General features: G+C 43.3%; 18 protein-coding genes. 1 reads left to right on the top strand and 17 read right to left on the bottom strand.

The features are described 5' to 3' along the window. Positions 1 to 93: 93 nt before the first annotated feature. From SporoP17a_RS00485 to SporoP17a_RS00445, 9 genes are all read right to left on the bottom strand, one after another. Positions 94 to 534, bottom strand: a complete 441-nt coding sequence (locus SporoP17a_RS00485; protein WP_083030793.1) for a BrxA/BrxB family bacilliredoxin — start codon at positions 532 to 534, stop codon at positions 94 to 96. Positions 535 to 651: 117 nt separating this feature from the next. Beyond that, positions 652 to 1,701: a methylmalonyl Co-A mutase-associated GTPase MeaB gene (gene meaB, locus SporoP17a_RS00480; protein WP_083035802.1), complete on the bottom strand. Its 1,050-nt coding sequence runs from the start codon at positions 1,699 to 1,701 to the stop codon at positions 652 to 654. Between the two features lie 32 nt (positions 1,702 to 1,733). After that, positions 1,734 to 3,890: a methylmalonyl-CoA mutase gene (gene scpA / locus SporoP17a_RS00475; RefSeq protein WP_083030780.1), complete on the bottom strand. Its 2,157-nt coding sequence runs from the start codon at positions 3,888 to 3,890 to the stop codon at positions 1,734 to 1,736. Further along, positions 3,883 to 5,556: a methylmalonyl-CoA mutase family protein gene (locus SporoP17a_RS00470; protein ID WP_083030777.1), complete on the bottom strand. Its 1,674-nt coding sequence runs from the start codon at positions 5,554 to 5,556 to the stop codon at positions 3,883 to 3,885. The genes scpA and SporoP17a_RS00470 overlap by 8 nt, the downstream gene beginning before the upstream one ends. 483 nt (positions 5,557 to 6,039) lie before the next feature. Further along, positions 6,040 to 7,362, bottom strand: a complete 1,323-nt coding sequence (locus tag SporoP17a_RS00465) for a dihydrolipoamide acetyltransferase family protein (protein WP_083030775.1) — start codon at positions 7,360 to 7,362, stop codon at positions 6,040 to 6,042. Positions 7,363 to 7,380: 18 nt separating this feature from the next. Beyond that, positions 7,381 to 8,364, bottom strand: coding sequence for an alpha-ketoacid dehydrogenase subunit beta (locus SporoP17a_RS00460; protein WP_083030772.1), 984 nt, complete (start codon positions 8,362 to 8,364; stop codon positions 7,381 to 7,383). Continuing rightward, complete coding sequence (locus SporoP17a_RS00455; protein WP_083030770.1) at positions 8,364 to 9,368, bottom strand: thiamine pyrophosphate-dependent dehydrogenase E1 component subunit alpha; 1,005 nt, start codon at positions 9,366 to 9,368, stop codon at positions 8,364 to 8,366. The genes SporoP17a_RS00460 and SporoP17a_RS00455 overlap by 1 nt, the downstream gene beginning before the upstream one ends. Before the next feature lie 13 nt (positions 9,369 to 9,381). After that, complete coding sequence (gene lpdA, locus SporoP17a_RS00450) at positions 9,382 to 10,809, bottom strand: dihydrolipoyl dehydrogenase (protein ID WP_083030767.1); 1,428 nt, start codon at positions 10,807 to 10,809, stop codon at positions 9,382 to 9,384. 102 nt (positions 10,810 to 10,911) lie between these two features. Beyond that, positions 10,912 to 12,006, bottom strand: a complete 1,095-nt coding sequence (locus tag SporoP17a_RS00445; protein WP_083030765.1) for a Leu/Phe/Val dehydrogenase — start codon at positions 12,004 to 12,006, stop codon at positions 10,912 to 10,914. 211 nt (positions 12,007 to 12,217) lie between these two features. Between SporoP17a_RS00445 and SporoP17a_RS00440 the strand changes: the two genes are divergently transcribed. Next, positions 12,218 to 12,460: a DUF2627 domain-containing protein gene (locus SporoP17a_RS00440; RefSeq protein WP_083030762.1), complete on the top strand. Its 243-nt coding sequence runs from the start codon at positions 12,218 to 12,220 to the stop codon at positions 12,458 to 12,460. Positions 12,461 to 12,475: 15 nt separating this feature from the next. Here SporoP17a_RS00440 and SporoP17a_RS00435 read toward each other — a convergent pair whose 3' ends face one another. The 8 genes from SporoP17a_RS00435 to dxs form a co-directional block, all read right to left on the bottom strand. Further along, complete coding sequence (locus tag SporoP17a_RS00435) at positions 12,476 to 13,195, bottom strand: glycerophosphodiester phosphodiesterase (protein WP_083030760.1); 720 nt, start codon at positions 13,193 to 13,195, stop codon at positions 12,476 to 12,478. Then, positions 13,188 to 14,741: a flagellar assembly protein A gene (locus tag SporoP17a_RS00430; protein ID WP_083030757.1), complete on the bottom strand. Its 1,554-nt coding sequence runs from the start codon at positions 14,739 to 14,741 to the stop codon at positions 13,188 to 13,190. The genes SporoP17a_RS00435 and SporoP17a_RS00430 overlap by 8 nt, the downstream gene beginning before the upstream one ends. Before the next feature lie 523 nt (positions 14,742 to 15,264). Next, a complete protein-coding gene (gene spo0A / locus SporoP17a_RS00425) occupies positions 15,265 to 16,059 on the bottom strand; it encodes a sporulation transcription factor Spo0A (protein WP_083030754.1) in 795 nt (264 codons plus the stop codon). A gap of 227 nt (positions 16,060 to 16,286) precedes the next feature. Then, positions 16,287 to 17,240, bottom strand: a complete 954-nt coding sequence (locus SporoP17a_RS00420) for a SpoIVB peptidase S55 domain-containing protein (protein ID WP_083030751.1) — start codon at positions 17,238 to 17,240, stop codon at positions 16,287 to 16,289. Positions 17,241 to 17,350: 110 nt separating this feature from the next. Beyond that, entirely contained in the window at positions 17,351 to 19,051 is a 1,701-nt protein-coding gene (recN, locus tag SporoP17a_RS00415; protein ID WP_083030749.1) for a DNA repair protein RecN, read from the bottom strand. A gap of 17 nt (positions 19,052 to 19,068) precedes the next feature. Beyond that, the gene (gene ahrC / locus SporoP17a_RS00410; protein ID WP_083030746.1) at positions 19,069 to 19,518 is read right to left on the bottom strand and encodes a transcriptional regulator AhrC/ArgR; all 450 of its coding nucleotides are present in this window, start codon (positions 19,516 to 19,518) and stop codon (positions 19,069 to 19,071) included. A 77-nt stretch (positions 19,519 to 19,595) separates the two neighbouring features. Continuing rightward, positions 19,596 to 20,417, bottom strand: a complete 822-nt coding sequence (locus SporoP17a_RS00405; RefSeq protein WP_083030743.1) for a TlyA family RNA methyltransferase — start codon at positions 20,415 to 20,417, stop codon at positions 19,596 to 19,598. Then, a complete protein-coding gene (dxs, locus tag SporoP17a_RS00400; protein ID WP_083030740.1) occupies positions 20,414 to 22,312 on the bottom strand; it encodes a 1-deoxy-D-xylulose-5-phosphate synthase in 1,899 nt (632 codons plus the stop codon). Before dxs ends, SporoP17a_RS00405 begins: the two co-directional genes overlap by 4 nt. Positions 22,313 to 22,420: the final 108 nt, after the last annotated feature.

Genomic DNA, 22,420 nt, shown 5'->3' with positions numbered 1-22,420 from the left:
CGACAGACGCTGGAGGGCCTGAAGCAAAAGGCCGAACTTGCCTTTTGAATCAGGACCGAAGCGATCCGAGAGACTGGCGCATGCAGCTAGATGTTACAGCTCTTCACAATGCTCTTCAAATTGTTCTTGAAGATTCACAACCACTGACATCGGGTCATGTCCTTCGATTTCAAAACGTCCTACTTCACCAACCAGTTTGCCGTCTTTTAGCAAAGCGAATGATGGAGAAGATGGGATGTGGTCTTCACCGAAGTGCATACGTGCTTGTGCAGTTGCTTCTTTGTCTTGTCCAGCAAATACTGTTACCAAGTGATCTGGACGTTTGTCGTAATGTACTGCGTGTGCAGCCGCTGGGCGAGCGATTCCGCCAGCACATCCACAAACGGAGTTAATCATGACTAATGTAGTACCAGGTTGCTTGAATGCTTCCTCTACATCCTCAGGTGTTTGCAATTGCTTGTAACCGCTCGCTTCCATTTCGGATCTCGCCTGGTTCGTCATATCGTTCATGTAAAAATCAAAGTTCATAGTCATTTTACAGTATCTCCTCTCTTGTACTCTATAATTGTGATAGCCTCTTCAGTTCTGCTCTGACACTTTCCTGATAATAAATTGACTATCCTCCTCAATCATAGCATATCCTTACGGGAATTAAGAAGAAAACAATCGGTCAATTGCTCCAGATACGGTTACATGTCCGTCCAGCAATTCGTCTTCGAGTGCCTTGACTTGCGTTTTCCGTCCTTGTTCCGAGAAAAACGAATCTATCAAGTGATCCCGGATCATCGCATGGAACCAATCGCGTGTTTGATGCTGACGTCTTGTGTCCCAATGATTCTTTTCTTTCATTTCTTTTTCGAATTCCAAAACCGTTTCCCATACCGCTTCTAAGCCGGTCTTTTCTATAGAAGAAACAGGTTGTACTCGCGACGTCCATTCAGGAGAAGCAGGTTGCAACATATGCATAATTCGAGTATATTCACGCACTGTTTTTTTTACGAGTGGCTTATTGGCACCGTCATTCTTATGCACCACAATACCATCCGTCAGCTCCATGATCCCCTTTTTCATACCTTGCAGTTCGTCACCAGCACCTGTCAACACAAGCAATAAGAAGTAATCGACCATTCCGCGTACAATCGTCTCACCTTGGCCGACTCCTACAGTTTCAATCAAAATGACGTCATATCCTGCCGCTTCACAAAGCAACATCGTTTCGCGAGATTTCTTATGCACGCCACCCAGTGTTCCCGCTGACGGAGAAGGACGGATAAAAGCATTTTTATGCCGTGCCAACTCCTCCATACGCGTCTTATCACCTAAAATACTTCCACCAGTCAGTGTCGAACTTGGATCAATCGCAAGCACCGCCACTTTATGCCCCATATCTGCAAGCATTAGACCGAACGCCTCGATAAACGTACTTTTCCCAGCACCCGGTACACCTGTAATCCCAATCCGGATACAATTCCCTGTTTTCGGCAGAAGGTTAGTTAACACTTCCTGACCGACCTTCTTATCGCTAGGCTTTGTACTCTCAAGCAACGTAATACCCCGAGCTAAATACAAACGAGAGCCATTTTCTATTTCCTGTTGCAATACATCTAAATTTTTATGAGATGGATCTTTCTTAACAAAGCGTTTACGTGAAGAGGCAACAAATCCATCATGTGTGGATTCTATTCCGCGCATCACATGCATTGCTGATTCATCTCGTCCGTTTTGTTTTTCTGTCAATCCGTCACTTCCTCATAGCCGAGCTGTCGGTAAATCTCCTCAATGACTTTTTGAGCTGCCACTGGGATGACTGTACCCGGACCAAAGATTGCCGCTGCCCCATTCTTGCGCAAGAAATCATAATCCTGAGCCGGAATAACACCACCTACAATGACTAAAATATCTTCACGATTGATTTTCTTTAGTTCTTCACGCAATGTAGGCACCAATGTTTTATGACCAGCTGCTAGTGAACTCACACCGATTACATGCACATCATTTTCCGCTGCTTGCAAAGCTGTCTCTTCAGGTGTCTGGAATAAAGGACCAACATCCACGTCAAACCCTAAATCTGCGAATGACGACGCGATCACTTTCGCTCCACGATCATGTCCGTCCTGACCCATTTTCGCAACCAAAATACGCGGACGACGCCCTTCATTTTCCAAGAACTCATCTGTCATATCTTTTACTTCCTGAATTTCTTCTTCATTTGAGAAATTCGCGCTATATACACCACTCACTGAACGGATCACCGCCTTATGTCTGCCGGATACAGATTCAATCGCATCTGAAATTTCACCGATTGTCGCACGCGCTCGTGCTGCGTCCACTGCCAATGCAAGTAAGTTCCCTTCCCCGCTCTTCGCTGCTTCCGTAATAGCGGTAAGAGTCGCTTGAACTACTTTCTCATCGCGCTTTTCTTTCATATCGTTAATTCGGTCAATTTGCTTCTGGCGTACCATCGTATTGTCGATATCTAGAATATCAATCGCATCTTCCGTATCCAAACGATATTTATTGACACCGACGATCGTTTCCACTTTCGAATCAATTTTCGCTTGGCGCTTAGCTGCAGCTTCTTCAATTTTCATTTTCGGCAAGCCGGTTTCAATCGCTTCTGCCATGCCACCAAGTGATTCAATTTCACCAATTAATTCCCATGCTTTCTCCATTAACTCTTCTGTTAATTTCTCTACATAGTACGAACCGCCCCAAGGATCAATTACTTTCGTCATCATCGTCTCTTCTTGCAAGAACAACTGCGTGTTACGTGCAATACGAGCCGAGAAATCTGTCGGTAATGCGATCGCTTCATCTAATGCGTTCGTGTGCAACGACTGTGTGTGACCCATGGAAGATGCGTTTGCTTCGACCAATGTACGTGTGACGTTGTTGAATGGATCTTGCTCCGTCAAACTCCAGCCTGACGTTTGAGAGTGCGTACGCAATGCAAGCGTTTTCGGGTTCTTCGGATCAAATGACTGCATCATCTGTGCCCAAATTTTCCGTGCCGCTCTCATTTTCGCTACTTCCATATAGTAGTTCATGCCAATCGCCCAGAAGAATGACAAGCGTGGTGCGAATGAATCGATATCAATTCCCGCTTTCAAACCAGTACGAACATACTCCAAGCCATCAGCAAGTGTATACGCAAGCTCGATATCCGCTGTCGCTCCTGCTTCTTGCATATGGTAGCCCGAGATCGAAATCGAGTTGAATTTCGGCATATTTTCGGATGTATACGAGAAGATATCCGCAATGATCCGCATCGACATAGCCGGTGGGAAGATGTACGTGTTACGTACCATATACTCTTTCAAAATATCATTTTGAATCGTACCAGATAGTTTTTCAGGGCTTACGCCAGATTCTTCAGCCGCTACGATATAAAATGCCATGATTGGCAATACTGCACCGTTCATTGTCATCGATACCGACATTTGATCGAGTGGAATACCTGCGAATAAAATTTTCATATCTTCAATGGAATCGATTGCAACTCCCGCTTTCCCTACGTCACCCGTTACACGAGGATGATCGGAGTCATACCCACGGTGAGTCGCAAGGTCAAACGCAACAGAAAGTCCTTTTTGTCCCATTGCCAAGTTCCGACGGTAAAATGCGTTACTTTCTTCCGCTGTAGAAAATCCAGCATACTGACGAACCGTCCAAGGACGTGCTACGTACATCGTCGGATACGGTCCACGCGTGTTCGGTGCGATGCCTGGGAAGTCTTTCAAATGCTCTGTGTTTTCAATGTCTTTTGCTGTATAGACAGGCGCTACATTGATTCCTTCATTCGTTAAAAAGTTCTCTTTTGACAATGCTTGCTGTGAGAGTTCATTGAGTGATTGCTCTACATTCACTTTACGGAAATCAGGTTTACTCAACGGAACGACCTCCTTTAGTTTGCGTAATAATAGCATTCAGTTTTTCGATTTTATCTTGACCTGCATAAATGAAACCATTCAGTCCATTTGCAAGCCACTGATCGGCCGTTTCGGACGGATACTTACCTGCTGTATCGATTGGACAATTTCCTTTATACGAAGCAAGGAAATGAGTTACGGCTTCTTCAGTATCAGCTGCAGATGCACAAATTACTGCATACTCCGGCTGTTGCTCGTCGATCCAACTGAGCGCTTGATCGTTTGACTCAAAAGAAGGACTCCACGTTGCTTCAATTCCACCAACTGCCAAGAATCCACTAACAAAATCTGCACGTGGTTTATAGTCTTTCAACGCACCAAAGTTGAGTAATACAGTTTTCGGTAGCTCCTCTTTCGGCTTAGAACGAATATGTTCAAACGGCTCAGACAATCGTTTCGACACCGTCACGGTTGATTCATTTGCATAATTTACGTCCGTCAATTCCGCATACACATTCGTGCCGATCAACGTTTTCTTGCCCGTCGCCATTTCTTTCTGACGCTGCGCATACAGCTTGCTTAATTCACCAGACTGCAAGAAGGCTTGATAACCGCCATTCTCTTCAATCTCAAGAAATTTCGCCCAAGATTTACGAATTAATTCAGTAGTCAACGATTCGATGAAGTATGAACCACCTGCAGGATCAAGTACTTGATCGATATGCGTTTCTTCCTTCAGAATCAATTGAATATTTCGAGCATAACGATTCGAACTTGGTGACGTTCCCGTCAATACATCATGTGGTAATACCGTCAGCCAATCCGCTCCACCTAAAATGGCAGAGAATGCCGAGTTGCCGCCACGTAATAAGTTTACATACGGATCGAGTTTCGAATATGAACGCAATGAGGTAATCCCTAGCAAAGGCACTTGCTTTGCGTTCTCTACGCCATATGCTTCATTGAATAGCTTCCACAACACGCGGAACGCACGGAACTTTGCAATTTCCATAAAGAAATGTGTGTCAGCAGCAAATCGTGCATAGAAGTTGTTTGTAAATTCTTCAAATGAAGCGGTTTCTTCCGCAAGTTCAGCTGCAAGTGAAAGTGCTAGCGCGAGTTCAGTTACCGCGTCCGCCCCTTCATGATGCGCTGTCCATAAATCGGCACCTTTTGTGCGGACTCCTGGGAACCCTTCAGGTATGACCGAAGCCGCACTGATGCAAATTCCTGTCACGTCTTTACGCTTTGCCTCTTCTATATAAGTAAAGGCTTTCAATATCGGATCATCGCTTTGCACTTCAGTGAATAAAATTGGATAGCGTGTCATCAGTTCAGCTACTTGCTTGATGTCTTGTTCCGCCCAAACTAAAGGCTTCAGCCCATTGTAAGCGATTGCTTCATTGCCCCGCGCTAACGATTCTTTCATCTGCTCGACAAACTGTTCCCCATTTGTTGCACTAACAGGTTGTGCGATCGTCCAGCCGAACGCAGGTTTCGTTACGCGTGAAACCTCCAATTGGTCCAAGTCTTCTTTAGTATAAAGCGGATTGAGTTCAATACCCTCAATCGTTTTTGTATACAACGAATCAAATGATTTTCCTTTAAGTGATACGACAGCCGCTTCTTTCCATTCAGTGAAGTTGGGGGCTGTGAATGTAAATGTTTTCATGTTATGTATAGGCATAATGGTGCTCCTTCCCCTTTTTTAAACCATTAATACTACTAGTGTACCGCAGAGTACGTTATGAAGAAAGGGGAAAATCAGAAGTTTCCGTCTAGTGTAGTTATAATCATACGAATTCATGACTTTTTATGCTTAAACTATTGAATTCATTTCATGTATGAGGTAGCACAAGACAACATCGAACTTTTGTAGGTAAAATAGTGTAAAAAGTAGTGAATGCCAATTCGTTCGCGCTCATTCATTCGTGTAAACGCTCATACTTTTACTGAAACCGCTCTTAACTTCCCGCAAACGCTCATACTTGACCGCTAACCGCTCTATATGCACCTCTAAGTGCTCATAAAACTTGTCTAACCGCTCATTACGCCTTCATTAACTTTAATAAGTACTGACGACCACAACCATCCACAAGCCTCTACACTCACTTATCTCACTTCAAAACAAAAAACAACCTCCCGAACCAAGTCGGGAGGTTGCCAAATCTTAATATAAAGAAGTTTTATCTTTAGCCATGCCTTCTAACAACTCTTTCACACGCGCAAGGAATCGTCCGCAAACGAGTCCATCGAGCACACGGTGATCAAGCGATAGACAGAGGTTGACCATATCACGCGCAGCCATCATGCCATTGTCCATAATAACTGGACGTTTGACGATCGACTCCACTTGCAAAATAGCTGCCTGCGGATAATTGATGATCCCCATGGACTGGACGGAACCAAAGGAGCCCGTATTGTTGACTGTGAACGTTCCGCCTTGCATCTCTGTTGATTTTAGCTTGCCGTTACGCACTTTTCCGGCCAACTCATGAATTTCGCGACCAATGCCTTTAATCGTCTTTTCATCTGTTTCTTTGATGACAGGAACATATAACGCATCGTCCGTTGCCACGGCAATCGAGATATTGATGTCTTTTTTCATGACGATCGTATCGCCTGCCCACATCGAATTCATTTCCGGGTATTCCTTCAATGCCTGTGAAATCGCCTTGATAAAGAAAGCGAAGTACGTCAAATTGAATCCTTCTTTTTCCTTGAATTCTTTTTTGACGCTATCACGCAACAACACAAGTTCCGTTACGTCTACTTCTATCATCATCCAAGCATGCGGTGCCTCCGTTACAGAACGCACCATGTTATTCGCGATTGCACGACGTACACTCGTTACCGGAACTTCGATATCTCCGTTTTCGAGTTTCCCATTCGACGACACAGCTTGTTCAGGAGCCGACTGTTGATTCGACGATGCCACTTGTGGTTGCGACTCTTCTTGAACAGTAGCTTGTTGTGGTGCTGTTTGCGATTGTGCGCCGCCACTTTCAATAAATGCTTGAATGTCTTTTCGTGTAATACGTCCTTCGCGTCCTGTGCCGCTTACTTGTGCCAAATCAATGCCATTTTCCTGGGACATCTTCAAAACGGCAGGAGAAAATCGACCCGCTGCCTTGCCCCCCGTCGCAGGCTGTGCCTTCGCTTTCGGTGCTTCCTGTACGGATTTCTCAGCAGGCTTTTCAGCTGGCGCTTCGGCTGTAGGTGCTGAAACTTGAACTGGCTCTTCTGCATCGCCTTCAATTTCAATTAAACAAACTGTTTCACCTACTTCAATCGTATCGCCTTCTTTGGCGATGATTTCTTGAATTACCCCTGAGAATGAAGAAGGAACTTCCGCTGTGACTTTATCAGTCGTCACTTCCGCAAGTGAATCATATTTCGCTACTGTATCTCCCGGAGCAACGAGCCATTTTTCGATAGTTCCTTCTGTTACACTTTCACCCAGTTTCGGCATAGTAATTTTTTCAATGCCCATTTCCATACGCCTCCTTAGTTAAAATTCTGCTAAATCCCTTGCTGCCTTTTCAACCTTTTCAGGATTCATCATAAAGAATTTTTCCATAGAAGGGGCATATGGCATCGCAGGTACGTCGGGTCCTGCTAATCGTTTGATTGGCGCATCTAATTCAAATAAACAATTTTCAGCAATGACAGCCGAAACTTCACTCATGATGCTGCCTTCTAGGTTGTCTTCTGTTACTAATAGAACTTTTCCTGTTTTCGAAGCAGCTTCGATGATCGCTTCTTTATCTAACGGATACACCGTACGCAAATCCAAGATATGGATAGAAATATCGTCTTCAGCTAAGCGTTCTGCAGCCTGCAGTGCGAAGTGAACGCACAATCCATATGTGATAATCGTGAGATCTTCTCCTTCACGCTTCACATCCGCTTTACCGATCGGCAACACATAATCATCGTCGGGAACTTCCCCTTTGATCAGTCGATATGCCCGCTTATGCTCAAAGAACAACACAGGATCTTCATCGCGCACTGCCGCTTTCAGCAAGCCTTTCGCGTCGTAAGGGGTGGATGGGATGACAATTTTCAAACCAGGTGTTGAAGCGAACATTGATTCAACTGACTGGGAATGATACAAAGCTCCGTGAACGCCACCTCCAAAAGGAGCGCGGATGACAATTGGACAAGTAAAATCATTATTCGAACGATAGCGGATTTTCGCTGCTTCCGAGACGATTTGATTGACCGCCGGCATAATAAAATCAGCAAACTGCATTTCTGCAATCGGGCGCATACCATACATCGCAGCACCAATCGCCACACCTGCAATAGCAGACTCAGCGAGAGGTGTATCAAGTGAGCGGTATTCACCGAACTGATCGTATAGACCGGTTGTTGCTTTAAACACACCACCTTTACGGCCTACATCTTCCCCAAGTACGAATACTTGGTCGTCACGTTCCATTTCTTCTTTCATTGCCAGGTTGATCGCATCTATAAATGAACGAACGGCCATTATGCTTCGCCTCCCTTTTCTTCATAGACATAGCGCATTGCGTGTTCCGGCTTCGCGTATTCCGCCAGTTCGGCATATTCTGTCGCTTCATCAACCTGCAATTTTACTCGTTCTTCGATTTCATCATACTTTTCATCCGTCAAAACGTTAACTTCTTTCAGATAATGAATGAATGACAATAACGGATCTTGTTTTCTTTCGTCTTCCAGCTCTTCTGCATCACGATATTGACGTTGATCATCATCCGAAGAGTGTGCAGTCAATCGATAACATACCGCTTCGACTAATGTCGGACCGTCTCCGTTTCTCGCACGGTCTGCCGCTTTTTTTACTACTTCATATACTGTCAGCGGATCTCGTCCATCTACCGTATAGCCTGGCATACCATAACCGATTGCGCGATCCGAGACATTCTCACATGCCATTTGTTTATTAAGTGGTACGGAGATTGCATATTTATTGTTTTCCACCATAATGACTGTCGGTAATTTATGCACACCGGCAAAGTTCATGCCTTCATGGAAGTCTCCTTGATTGGAAGAACCTTCCCCAAGCGTCACGAACGTAATGAAATCCTCTTTATTCATTTTTGCGGCTAGCGCTACGCCGACAGCATGAGGTAACTGCGTTGTAACAGGTGAAGATCCTGTCAAAATGCGATTCTTGCGTTGGCCGAAGTGACCTGGCATCTGCCGTCCACCGGAGTTCGGATCTTCCGCCTTGGCAAAAGCCGATAACATCAAATCTTTTGGCGTCATACCGAAATGTAAGACAACTCCCATATCGCGGTAATACGGTGCGATCCAGTCTTTTTCGTTATTCAGAGCGAATGAAGCCCCTACCTGTGCCGCTTCCTGTCCTTGACAAGAGATGACGAACGGAATTTTCCCCGCACGGTTCAGTAACCACATTCTTTCATCTAAACGACGCGCCATTAGCATCGTCTCATACATCCGCAATACATCTTCATCTGTCAAACCCAATTCAATATGCCGATTACTCATTGTACTTCCTCCTTTACATGTGAATGGCTAGCCCTTCAACCGCTAGTGCCGCTTCACTGAACGCTTCAGATAATGTCGGGTGCGGATGAATTGCCGAGGATATTTCCCAAGGAATTGCATTCATCACCATCGCCAAGCCCGCTTCAGAAATTAAATCCGTTACGTGCGAACCCATCATGTGGACGCCGATTATATCGTTGGTCTGCTGATCTACAATGATTTTCACGAAACCATCTGCATGACCGTTAACCAACGCCTTGCCATTCGCCATGAACGGGAACTTGCCGATCTTTACATCAAACCCTCGATCTTTTGCTTGTTGCTCTGTCACACCGACTGCCGCAGTCTCCGGATAGGAATAGACACAACGTGGTACTAAGTCGTAATCAATTGGATCTACCTGTTTCCCTGCTATATGTTCAATCGCATGCAATCCTTCATGTTCGGCCACATGTGCTAGTTGCAGTCCGCCGATCACATCACCGATTGCATAGATATGATCATCTTTTGTTTGATAATGCGTATTCGTTTGAATCGATCCATTTTCGACTTGAATATCCGTATTTTGTAAACCGATATCATCGATCACCGGGGCGCGTCCAACAGACACCAATATCTTCTCGCTCGTGATGGACTGTTCTTCTTCACCTAGCTTATAAGAAATAGTGACTTCACTATCGTTTTTCTGCAACGATTCCGTCAGAATTTCCGCACCTAATATGAATTTCACACCGCGTTTTGCGAGCGCTTTATGCATCGCGACAGCTACTTCTCGATCTTCTGTCGCTAATATCTGCTCCAAACGATCCATGACGGTCACATCTACACCGAAATCTACTAGCATAGAAGCCCATTCGATGCCGATTACACCGCCACCAATAATCGTAATGGAGGATGGAAGCGCATTCATTAGTAGAGCTCCGTCGGATGTCATTACGGACTGTTCATCTACATCAAGTCCAGGCAATGATCTCGGTTTAGAACCCGTAGCAATCACGAGATTTTTCAGAATCAATATTTCATTTTCATTGCCACTATCCATTTCCACGGAAATAGTTCCAGGCATTGGTGAGAAAATAGAAGCACCTAGTATCCTACCTGTCCCTTGATAGACATCAATTTTACCTTTTTTCATCAATCCTTTAATACCTGTGTGCAATTGATCGACGATATTACCTTTACGTTTTTGTACTTGTGAGAAATCCAATGATACTTCACCCGTATTCACGCCGAATTCATTCGCTTCTTCACGTGTTACGCGATAGACTTCCGCACTTTTCAGCATCGCTTTACTTGGGATACACCCGCTATGCAAACACGTACCGCCCAGTTTGGATTTTTCAACAATTGCTGTCGTCAAGCCTAATTGAGCCGCGCGAATGGCTGCTACATATCCGCCAGTACCGCCACCTAAAATCACTACGTCATATTCTTTACTCAACGTAAAGGACTCCCTTCGCTTACAGTATTCAAATAAAAGTAGACAGGCGAGTGTAGCGGTGGACAGGTATACTTTGCCTACCGCTATGACTCATTTGCTAGATTACTTATTCGATATGATACTTTTTTCGTTGCGCAAGAATGTATTTCTCGTTGCGCCAACTCGTGCAATACGCTCTTCCGCCAAACGGTCAGCAGCCTGGTAGGATGGAATACCGTCACGCTTTGAGATAGCAAAGATCTTGAGAATCGTGTCATAAATACCTTCTACGCGCTTCAGTGCACGCGCTTCATTGTATCCGATCAATTCGTCAGCTACATTAATTACTCCGCCAGAGTTGATTACGTAGTCTGGAGCATAGACGATACCTAATTCATGCAAGTGATCGCCGTGTTTTGGTTCTTTCAATTGGTTATTGGCCGAACCCGCTACGACTTTTACTTTTAATTGTGGAATCGTTTCGTCGTTAATCACTGCACCAAGAGCGCATGGAGCGAAGATATCTGCTTCTTGTGAATAAATCGCGTCTGTCGCAACAGCCGTTGCTCCGAATGCCTCTACTGCACGCTGGACGGCTGCTTCATTGATATCAGTAACAATCAATTTTGCGCCTTCTTCGTGTAAGTACTCGCAAAGTGTGTACGCAACATTTCCAACGCCTTGAACCGCTATCGTTTTATCTTGAAGAGAATCATCACCAAATGCTTCTTTCGCAGCGGCTTTCATTCCTTTGTAGATGCCGAGTGCTGTAACGGGGGAAGGATTTCCTGACGTACCTTCTCCTGAAGAGATACCCGTAACAAAATTTGTTTCTAAATGAATTAAATCCATATCGTATTCAGTAGTCCCTACGTCTTCCGCTGTAATATAGCGTCCGTTTAGACCTTCTATGTAACGTCCTAATGCCCGGAATAACTCATCGTTCTTATCCGTTTTTGGATCTCCAATAATAACCGTTTTTCCACCACCGAGGTTCAAACCTGCTGCAGCGTTCTTGTATGTCATGCCTTTAGCCAGTCGCAATGCATCTTCAATCGCATCTGCTTCGCTAGCATATGTCCACATGCGCGCACCGCCAAGTGCCGGTCCAAGTGTCGTGTCGTGAATAGCAATAACCGCTTTCAATCCTGATGTCTTGTCATAACATAGCACCAGTTGCTCATAGTCGTGATCTTCCATGTACGTAAACAATTCCATAAGTATCCCTCCAGGCTAGTAAAAATGATAAAGATTCATGCGTATGGTACTGATTCTAAATTTCCCATGACAAAAATGCAAATCTGACACATTTTGGCCATTATTTTTTGCGGGAGTTTTGTAAACAATCTACCTATATCGTACATGATGGCAGAGTCCTTGACAATCCATGACCACACGGTAAAATTAAATACGTAAGGGGTTGAATGATATGGTACGTCTTGCTGCGTTTATTGTACTGTTGATTCCAGGGATTGCAGCGGCTCTGGGAATAAAATTAATGCGCGATTCATTGTTCGGACATCTTTTTCCGCCATTTCCATTCATCTGGATGCAGTTTTTAGGCGGTTTCATACTGTTCGCTGGTGGTCTTGGATTTTTTGCAGGCTTTTTATTACGTCGAGACCGCAGAACTGGACGGGCAGCTGACAGATTTAAAAAAGATTTGAAATAAAAGGGCCAAGGTGCACTACCTTGATCCTTTTATTTTTTTGCGTACACGCTTTGGATAGTCCGTAATCCAGCCTGTCACTTCAGGTGTATTGGATAGAATAGATTCTGCACCGGTTACCCCATACATTCGTAAGATCTTACCACTTTCAAGCAGATGTCTCTTAAACGGATCTTTCCACAATCGCTTGTGAAAATGAAATGCATCGACTCCATAGGAATCGAGATTTTGCCAGTCGACCGATTTTTTTCTTAGCAATAATGCAGTTTCCATGTCGGGGTCCAGCTCCTTTATCATACGCACTGTCTCATAATCAAACGAAGAGAGATGGACGTCAGATAACGACTCTACGTAATGCAAGATTTGCTCAAGTGCAGCAGTTTGCCCGTACACGGTTTCCTTTAACTCGATATTCAGCGCCAAATTATGTTCAGAGCAGAAAGACACCACATCAAATAACACGGGTATGGAATGGCCAAACATTCGCCTATATTTGCTCTTGCCTATTTTAATTTGTTGCAGTTCCTGCGATGTCAATTGATCAATGCGCTGCTCAATTCCAGCGAGACGTGCTAAATCATGATCATGAAAAACAACAAGTTGTCCGTCGCTCGTTTGCTGGACATCCAACTCGATTCCATCCGCACCTTTTTGTAAAGCCCCTAAAAACGCACGCATGGTATTTTCAAAATAGGTTCCAGATGCGCCACGATGGGCAAATATTTTGCTATCAGACATTCAATGCTCCTTCGCTTGTTAGTTCGAAAACGCCTTTCGTTACCTGACTCAACATGCTAGTTTTATTACCTATTACGATTTGGACACCAGGGTGTGCTTCACGCGTGATTTCAATTTTAGGCGTGCTAGCTACTTGCACAAGTTGCAACTTATTTTTAATCGTCTGATCTAGCGATACAACTTCTTGCTGTTTTACTTGCAATGTCTTTTCTAGTAATTCCAACTGTCCTGCCGGAAGACTTGCTTTGATGCTGGCCATTTTATCAAATGTCAACTCCACTTTTTTCAGTTCCGCATGCTCCGCTTTTAGCTTTTCCGCAAGACGCTGAATTTCCTCGAGCTCCATTTCTTTATTGACTCCTTTGACGATAAGTTTCGTCAAACGTTCATGACTATTGCCAGCCGTTGCACATTCAATAGAAAACATCGCTTCCGCAACACCACCGATGATCCGACCTTTATGTTGATCAATACAAATATGATCGCCGTATAATTCAGACCCAAGTGAATAGAGACCAATATTCACTCGTTCCCCATAAATCTTGCAATTATTCGCATGTTTCACAAAAACATTCTTCTTCGCCTTGATAATGGTTTCTCCACCACCAAACACGCCACCTTTAATATAGACATCACCTTCTTCGGAATAGATTTCCTTGGCATTTGTCACACCTTCTCTTCCTTCGATAGAAATATCCCCTGTCGCATTGACTGAGAAACCTGCTAAAACCGTCCCCATAACACGTACCGATCCATCAAATGTAATGGAGCCGGTTTTCGTGCCGACGTCGTCCGAAATGATCAATTGCTTTCCAACACTAATTGCACCGTTCAGTTCCTCCAGTGCGCCGCCATGCAAAGCACGTAAAACTATTTTCCCTTCTTCTTCAAACTCCCCAACAGATTTTCGATCGTAAATTAGTTTAATGTCCTCGCCTTTTTTAGCTGCTATCGGTTCACCAAAGACGTTTTGACCTTCGAATCCTTCTTTAGCAGGCGTTTTCTCACCTAACCAATCACCTTTCGCAATCGGTGTCACAAAATTCAACTCGTAGTGATCAGCAGAACCATCCTCTCGAAGACTCGGTTTACGATCCGGCATTGCTATATACTCCACCTGTGCGTTTTCTCCTTTGACAGGCTCTTTGCCTACCGCAATAATGATTGGATTACTTGGTAGAAACGCTAAGCTAAGTAGACTTTCTTTGTCATAGTGTATTTCTCTTTGGTCCAGCATTTCTTCCGCTTGTTTCAGGAACTGCTCTTTATTTGCAAGAAACTCTTCGTTTGTTGCATGAATATACAATTCGACCTTCATTTTACTGGGTGATATATATACTTCACAAGGAGCGGAATACGCCCCGATATCATGTTGGCCTTCCGTCTGAAGAGCGTTCATTAGCACCTTGAATGAATTCAATTTTAATCTAGGAATATCAGAAGCCAGCGCGTCAAACGACTTAAGCGGATACCCTACCTTTTTAGTGTTCATAATAACTTTGTTATTTTCTTCTAGAAGTTCAAAGTATTCATTTTCAACTAACAACGAAATCCCTCCTTCTTTATTTACTAGTATAGAAGATTGAAGCGCACTTGAGATAGCTCTTTTTGTGAATACACTGCATAAATAAGCATTTCCTCACAGCGTTCTCCGATTTTCTTAAGCATCGAAATAAATACTGACTTTATCCCTATCATTCGTCTATTGAATAATTAATACGTAAATTTTGTCTTACATGGTTGTGTGAACGTATGTACGTTCAAATTCATATGAGAAATTTATGTGCAATGAGCGGTTAAACAAACTGTATGAGCGCTTAGGACTGCGTATAGAGCAGATTAGAGTGATGTATGAGCACACGTGAGAAGTTACGAGCGGTTGTAGAGAAAGTATGATCACTTACAAAAATTAATGAGCGCAACCTAATTCATAACCACCCATTATTCACCCCGCCAACTAAAAAACACCGATCATCTCGAATGTTGTGCACTTCATTTACAAACGAAAACCAACTAATACACCCGATTAGTTGGCTGGTCGTAAACTCTCTATCCATTTATCACTTCAATCAGCTCACCATATGCTCCAAACGGATTTTATCCGCAATCATTGCAATAAATTCGCTATTCGTCGGCTTACTTTTCAAATGATGCACCGTATATCCAAAAGTCTTTGAAATTAAATCGTAATTCCCGCGGTTCCACGCGACCTCAATCGCATGGCGAATTGCACGTTCCACTCGGGATGGTGTCGTATTATACTTTTTCGCGATATCCGGATATAGAATCTTCGTGACGGATCCGAGCAACTCCGCATCGCTATAGACCATCTGAATTCCTTCACGTAAAAACGCATAACCTTTAATATGAGCAGGCACGCCGATTTCTTTAATCATTGACGTAATTGCCGTATCGAGAACTTTCTGAGTCACGACACCTGTCTGCTGAGGGGACTCCTGTACAACAAATGAAGTCGCTGTATTTTTTGGTTTCCCTGCAGCCTTAAAAATTTGTCCGATCAAGCGGTCGAATTCAAACGGCTTTAACATGAAGTACGAAGCACCAAGACTTGCGGCTTGTGACATGACATTTTCCTGTCCGAAAGCCGTCAACATCATGATTTGCATATCCCCCATTTTATTCGTTTCATTCAGCGTCTCCAATACTCCAATACCGTCAAGATGCGGCATAATAATATCCAACAATAAAATATCCGGGCGCTCTTCTTCCAACATCGTCAAGCATACTTGCCCATTATTCGCTGTCCAAATTACTTCTATTTCGTCGTGCTTTTCAAAATAAGACATCATCGTTTTCACAAGTTCTTTATTATCGTCAGCAATTGCTACCTTCACATTTTCCATAACCCATTCCCCCTGGTATAAAATCGGCGATCCATTTCTTTTTCCCGCTGTTTCTCTCCTATTATCGTAAGTCATCTATATGGCAAATTCTACAATTACTTATTTTTTTATGTAAAATGATACTTCTGAACGATGCTTTCTACCTATTTCGACTTTTTTCCCTTTTCTCTGTATCGAACACCTATACGAAAAAACAGCCTGTGCTCAAAAGTGCACAGGCTGTTTTTTCACTTCTCATTCGTTCTCATCGTTTCCAAAAAAAGCGCGGCCCCTTTTTCGGGCTCGTCCACGAACATATGCGTAATCGCACCGACAAACTTGCCATTTTGGATCACAGGACTTCCGCTCATGCCTTGTAAGATCCCGCCCGTCTTACTCAGCAGTTTCTGGTCAGTCAATAGGATGTGGAATTGTTCTTCTTCTATCTTCGTAATTTGGATGGCAAATTTTTCTACAGTAGAACCTTCTACCGTAGTATAAATTTCTGCAGGTCCGATCATCAATTCAAACGGTTGCATAATTTCCAGCGGTTCAGCCAACACTTTATTATAGGCATTTTTCCAATGACCAAATATTCCATACACATTATTGATTTGAATATTCCCAAGAAATTTATTCTGATCAATAATGGAGGAAATTTTATAACCTGGGATCCCTGGAGAACTTTTCTTGATCTGGCTAATTTCAGATAAATAAATAGCTCCTTTTTCAAAAGACGGAGCAGACTGCAATGTACTATCAATGATTTGGTGTCCCAGTGCACCATACGTGCCGCTTTCCGGGTCGACATACGTCAATGTCCCAGTACCTTCCGTTCGATCTTTCAAGAAGGGCGTGACGTGCTTAATGAGCGACGGATCTGCCTGAATGGTTTCACGTTCCCCATTACGCAAAATGTCGAGTTCCATCGTAGCACTATCTTTTTGCAGGGCGCGTTCGAAATGAACAAGTTGCTTTGTATCTGTACCGTTTAACTGGCGAATTATATCACCTTTTTTTAGCCATTCCTTCGAAGCCACCTTGACGTCACTCGTTACATAAATACCACTCAAATCCATTTGAATACCGATGGAATCACCCATCGGAATGAGGGTTTCTTCTTTTGCTAATGAAATCCCAGGCACAAGGCAGAGCATCAGTATAAGCGCTAAGAGCGTTTTGAAAGATTTATTCCATCCCATGTTTCACCTCCTCAACGAAAGATACCTTTGGTATGTCCTTTCGAAGAGAAAGTATGAAAGGGTAAAATAAACAGTGCTGACACCACTAGAAAACATTGTGTATTTATACTTTATTTGCGAAATTCCTGCTTACGCTGTTCGGCTAAAAGCAAAAGTTCTTCTGCATGCTGAAGCGTCAATGTCGTAATTTCTGCACCGGAAAGCATGCGAGATAATTCTTCCGTACGTTGTGTTTTCATCACATCATGAATCGCCGTAGTCGTTCGTCCATCATGCACTTCTTTTTTGATGAGATAATGATGATCTGCCATTGCAGCCACTTGCGGTAAATGCGAAATACATAACACTTGTGAGTGGCTGGAGATCATGGAAATCTTTTCCGCAATGGACTGTGCTACGCGGCCACTGACTCCGGTATCCACTTCATCAAAAATAATTGACGTGACACCTTGATGTTGAGAGAAAATCGTTTTCAACGCCAGCATCATTCGTGATAATTCGCCACCAGACGCCACTCGTACCAAAGGCTTGAGAGGTTCACCCAAGTTTGTGGAAATCATAAATACAACTTCGTCAAATCCATTAGCATCGAATTGCCGAGGGTGTTTTTGATGAATTTGTACTTTAAATGTAGCCTTTTCCATATATAACTGTTTTAACTGCTCTTCAATCCCTTTTTCAAGAGACAGTGCCGCTTTTTTACGGATTATCGATAATTCATTCGCTTCTATTTCAAGATCTTCTACGTATTGTGCCAATAATTCCTGATTTTGATGCAATCTTTCGTCACGATTGACAAGTTGATCGAGTGCATCGGCAATTTTATCGCGATAAATTAAAATATCTTCAAGTGATTTTCCATATTTACGCTTCAATGTCAAAAACAGCGCTAATCGGTCTTCGACAAATTCCAATCGATCCGGTTGGAATTCCATCCCATCGATCATCCGTTTTAAATCATGTGAAACATCTTGAAGCGCATAAAATGAAGAATTAACTGTTTCAGACATCATTTTGAGATCTTCATCAATCGAAGCCGCTTCTTCCAGATCACTCATTGAATTGCCGATCCAATCGAGTCCATGTGACTCTAGAGACAAAGCTTCATATGAAGTATTCAAGCGATCAAATAACCGGTTAAAATGTTGGAGCTTCACAAGTTCAGACTCCAGCTCTTCCTCTTCACCGATCTTCAAATCTGCTGCATCGATTTCTTCCAATTGGAATTTGTATAGATCAATTTTTTGCGCAATTTGCTGCTCATCTTGTGTTTTAGCAGCAATGACTTGCTGGAGTTTTTTATATTTATCATATAACTCGGTATAGGTTGACATCGCACGTTCAATCGGCTCACCTATGAAGAAATCAAGCAAATGAATATGACGCTTTTCGTTCATTAACTCCTGATTTTCGTGCTGACCATGGATATCGATGAGCAAGGCGCCAATCTCACGCAATATAGCAATAGTTACGAGTTTACCATTGACGCGACAAACAGATTTCCCGCTGGCACTTATATCCCGGCGTAAAATCACAATACCTTCTTCCGTATCAATGCCAAATTCCGTCAACTTCTCTGTTACATTTTCAATATTTTTGTCAATTGTGAAAAGTCCTTGAAGCTCAGCTTTTTTCGCACCGTGGCGAATGAACTCCTGGGAACCGCGGCCGCCAGCTAGGAGCTGGACAGCATCAATAATAATGGATTTCCCAGCACCCGTTTCACCGGTTAGCACCGTTAGACCGTCGTCAAATGCGATTTCAAGTTGTTCAATAATAGCAAAGTTTTTAATCGAAAGTTCGCTTAACAATGAAGTCCTCACCTCGCTTATAGCATGGATAATATTTTATCTTTTACATATTCTGTCTGAGATTCTGCACGACAAATGATCAAACAGGTATCGTCACCACAAATCGTTCCAAGCATTTCATCCCAGTCTAAGTTATCGACAAGCGATCCAACAGCCTGCGCGTTACCGGGAAGCGTTTTCAACATAATAAAATGACTTGCACTGTCGATGCCCACAAATGCATCCTCTAGCATACGCTTTAATTTCTCTTCTGTATTATAGCGATGGATAGGAGGTAGACTGTATTTATAATTGCCTGAAGGTGAAGGTACTTTAATCAAGTGCATTTCTTTAATATCACGCGAAACCGTTGCCTGCGTAACATCGGCACCCGCTGCTTTCAGACTTTCGACAAGCTGATCCTGTGTTTCTATTTCATGGTTCGTAATAATCTCTCGAATACGTAAATGTCGTTGTCCTTTATTCAATTTTACTCACTCCGATTCTGTTGAGTCCATAAACAAAATTATACTAATCATCTAAAAAACGCGCAACTCATTGCGCGTTATGTTAAATCCGTATGTGCCTGTTTCACTAATTGCTTAAAATTTTCCGTTGTAAAATCGGTCACCGCATCGTCCTCGGCTACTAAATAATACAAGAACTCAATATTGCCTTCTCCACCTGTAACCGGCGAATACGTAGCACCTTTAACGGAAAATCCTTCTGCCACTGCCATTGCAGCAATCTTTTCCAACACTTCAAGATGGATCGCTGGATCACGGACAATACCTTTTTTACCGACTTTATCTTTTCCTGCTTCAAATTGAGGCTTCACTAGCGCTACCACTTGACCACCAGGTACGATGATGTTCTTTAGTGCCGGTAAAATCAACGATAACGAAATAAATGAAACATCGATTGTCGCCACTTCGGGTAATCCTTCCGTAAACAAATCTACGGTCGCATGACGGAAATTTTGCCGTTCCATCACTGTCACTTGTTCGTGCTGACGGATTTTCCATGCGAGTTGATTATAGCCTACATCTAGTGCGTAACAATGGTTCGCGCCGTTTTGCAATGCACAATCCGTAAAGCCGCCCGTTGAGGCCCCAATATCCAGAACAATCTTCTCTTTCACAGAAATAGGAAAAGACAGTAATGCCTTTTCCAGTTTCAAGCCACCACGACTTACATATTTAATCGCAGGTCCTTTTACAGTTAATGGAGCATCAACCGCAATTTTTTCTCCCGCTTTTTCAATTCTTGCTGTATCAGAGTAAACGAGACCCGCCATGATGGATCGCTTTGCTTGTTCACGGGATTCTGTTAATCCACGCTCTACCAGCAACACATCTACTCTCTCTTTTTTCACAGGTGTACTCATACTTTCGCTCTTTCTGCTGCTTGCTGAATAGCCGCTGCGGTAACTTCTGCCACATGATCCGGTGTCATATGAATTTCGACCAGTAATTTATCGACACTACCATGTTCAATGAAATCATCCGGAATACCTATTCTCTCGAAAATCGTACCCGTATGACCTACTTGCTCTGCATATTCCATCACGCCACTGCCGAATCCACCAGCAAGCACCGCTTCTTCAATTGTAATAATCGGTTTCCCTTTAGCAAATAGCTCATCCAACAAATTCGTATCCATCGGCTTGATGAAACGCGCATTGACAACCGCTACATTTTTACCTTGTGCTTTTAATTGCTCAGCAGCTGAGAACGCCATAGGAATGGTCGTACCGAACGTCAAGATCGTTGCGTCTTCGCCTTCTTGTAATACTTCCCATGTGCCGATTGGAATCGTATGGAGTTCTTCATCCATTGGTACACCATACCCATTGCCACGTGGGTAACGAAGTGCAATCGGACCTTCATCATGATCAATAGCTGTCTTGACCATGTGCTGACCTTCGTTTTCATCTTTTGGCATCATAATAACTAAGTTCGGCAAATGACGCAAGAATGCTATGTCAAACACACCGTGATGTGTTTCTCCATCGGCTCCTACGAGTCCTGAGCGGTCAATACCGATAAAGACATTAAGCTTTTGGCGTGTAATATCATGTAACATTTGATCGTATGCACGCTGCAAGAATGTCGAATAAATAGCTAGGAAAGGCTTCATTCCAGTGGCTGCAAGTCCTGCAGCCATCGTCGCTGCATGTTGTTCTGCAATCCCAACATCGAAGAAACGATCTGGGAATTCTGCTGCGAATGGCTCGAGTTTTGATCCTACCGGCATAGCAGGCGTAATGGCAACAATGCGTCGATCATTCCTCGCAAGCTTGCGTACCGTTTCAGAAACTAAAGCACTCCAAGCAGGACCTTTCACAGGGGATTTCACAAAATCTCCAGTTTCAATCTTATATGGACCTGTACCATGCCATGTACCAATTTTATCTAACTCGGCAGGACTATAGCCTTTACCTTTTTTCGTAATTACATGGAGTAATACCGGCCCTTCCATTTTCTTCGCGTATTGAAGAGAACGCTCTAATTCCACAAAGTCATGGCCATCAATTGGTCCTAAATATGTGAATCCAAGCTCCTCAAAGAAGACCCCGTTCACGACTAAATATTTCAAGCTGTCTTTCACACGTTCCGCAGCCGTCGCGACTCTACCGCCAACTGCCGGGATTTTACGTAAAAGGAATTCCAGTTCATCTTTTACGTTGTTGTACTTTCCAGCCGTCCGTAATTTCCCGAGAATTGAATGCAATGCGCCAACATTCGGTGCAATAGACATTTCATTGTCATTTAAAATGACCGTAAGATTCGTCTTTTCGTGTCCGATATGGTTCAAAGCTTCAAGCGCCATACCGCCCGTCAACGCACCATCGCCAATGATCGGAATGACAAAACTTTTTTCCTTTTTAATATCTCGTGCAACAGCCATTCCCATTGCCGCTGACAAAGATGTTGAACTATGGCCCGTTTCCCATATGTCATGTATGCTCTCCGCCATCTTCGGAAATCCGCTCAACCCTTTATATTTTCTAAGCGTGTCGAATTCACCCGCTCGGCCTGTAAGAATTTTATGGACATATGACTGATGTCCTACATCCCATAAAAATTTATCGGTTGGACTGTCGAAGATTTTATGCAATGCAATCGTCAATTCGACAACACCCAAATTCGGTCCGATATGCCCGCCAGTAACCGATAAATTTTCAATTAGAAAATGGCGAATATCTGCCGCCAGAGATTCTAACTGTTCTTTATCGAGCTCTTTTATAAAAGATGGATTGGTAATCTTTGTTAGATCCATCGTGATCACACACCTTCATCATGTAAGTAGGTCTTTCTATTTGTACATCGCGCTAGTTGTCCTTTATTAGACCAAGTAGTTGCTGTTTGTTTTCTACATTATAACAGT

This window comes from Sporosarcina ureae (assembly GCF_002082015.1).
In the GTDB taxonomy this organism is placed as follows: Bacteria; Bacillota; Bacilli; order Bacillales_A; family Planococcaceae; genus Sporosarcina; species Sporosarcina ureae_A.
This window is presented reverse-complemented; position numbering and strand designations above follow the sequence as displayed.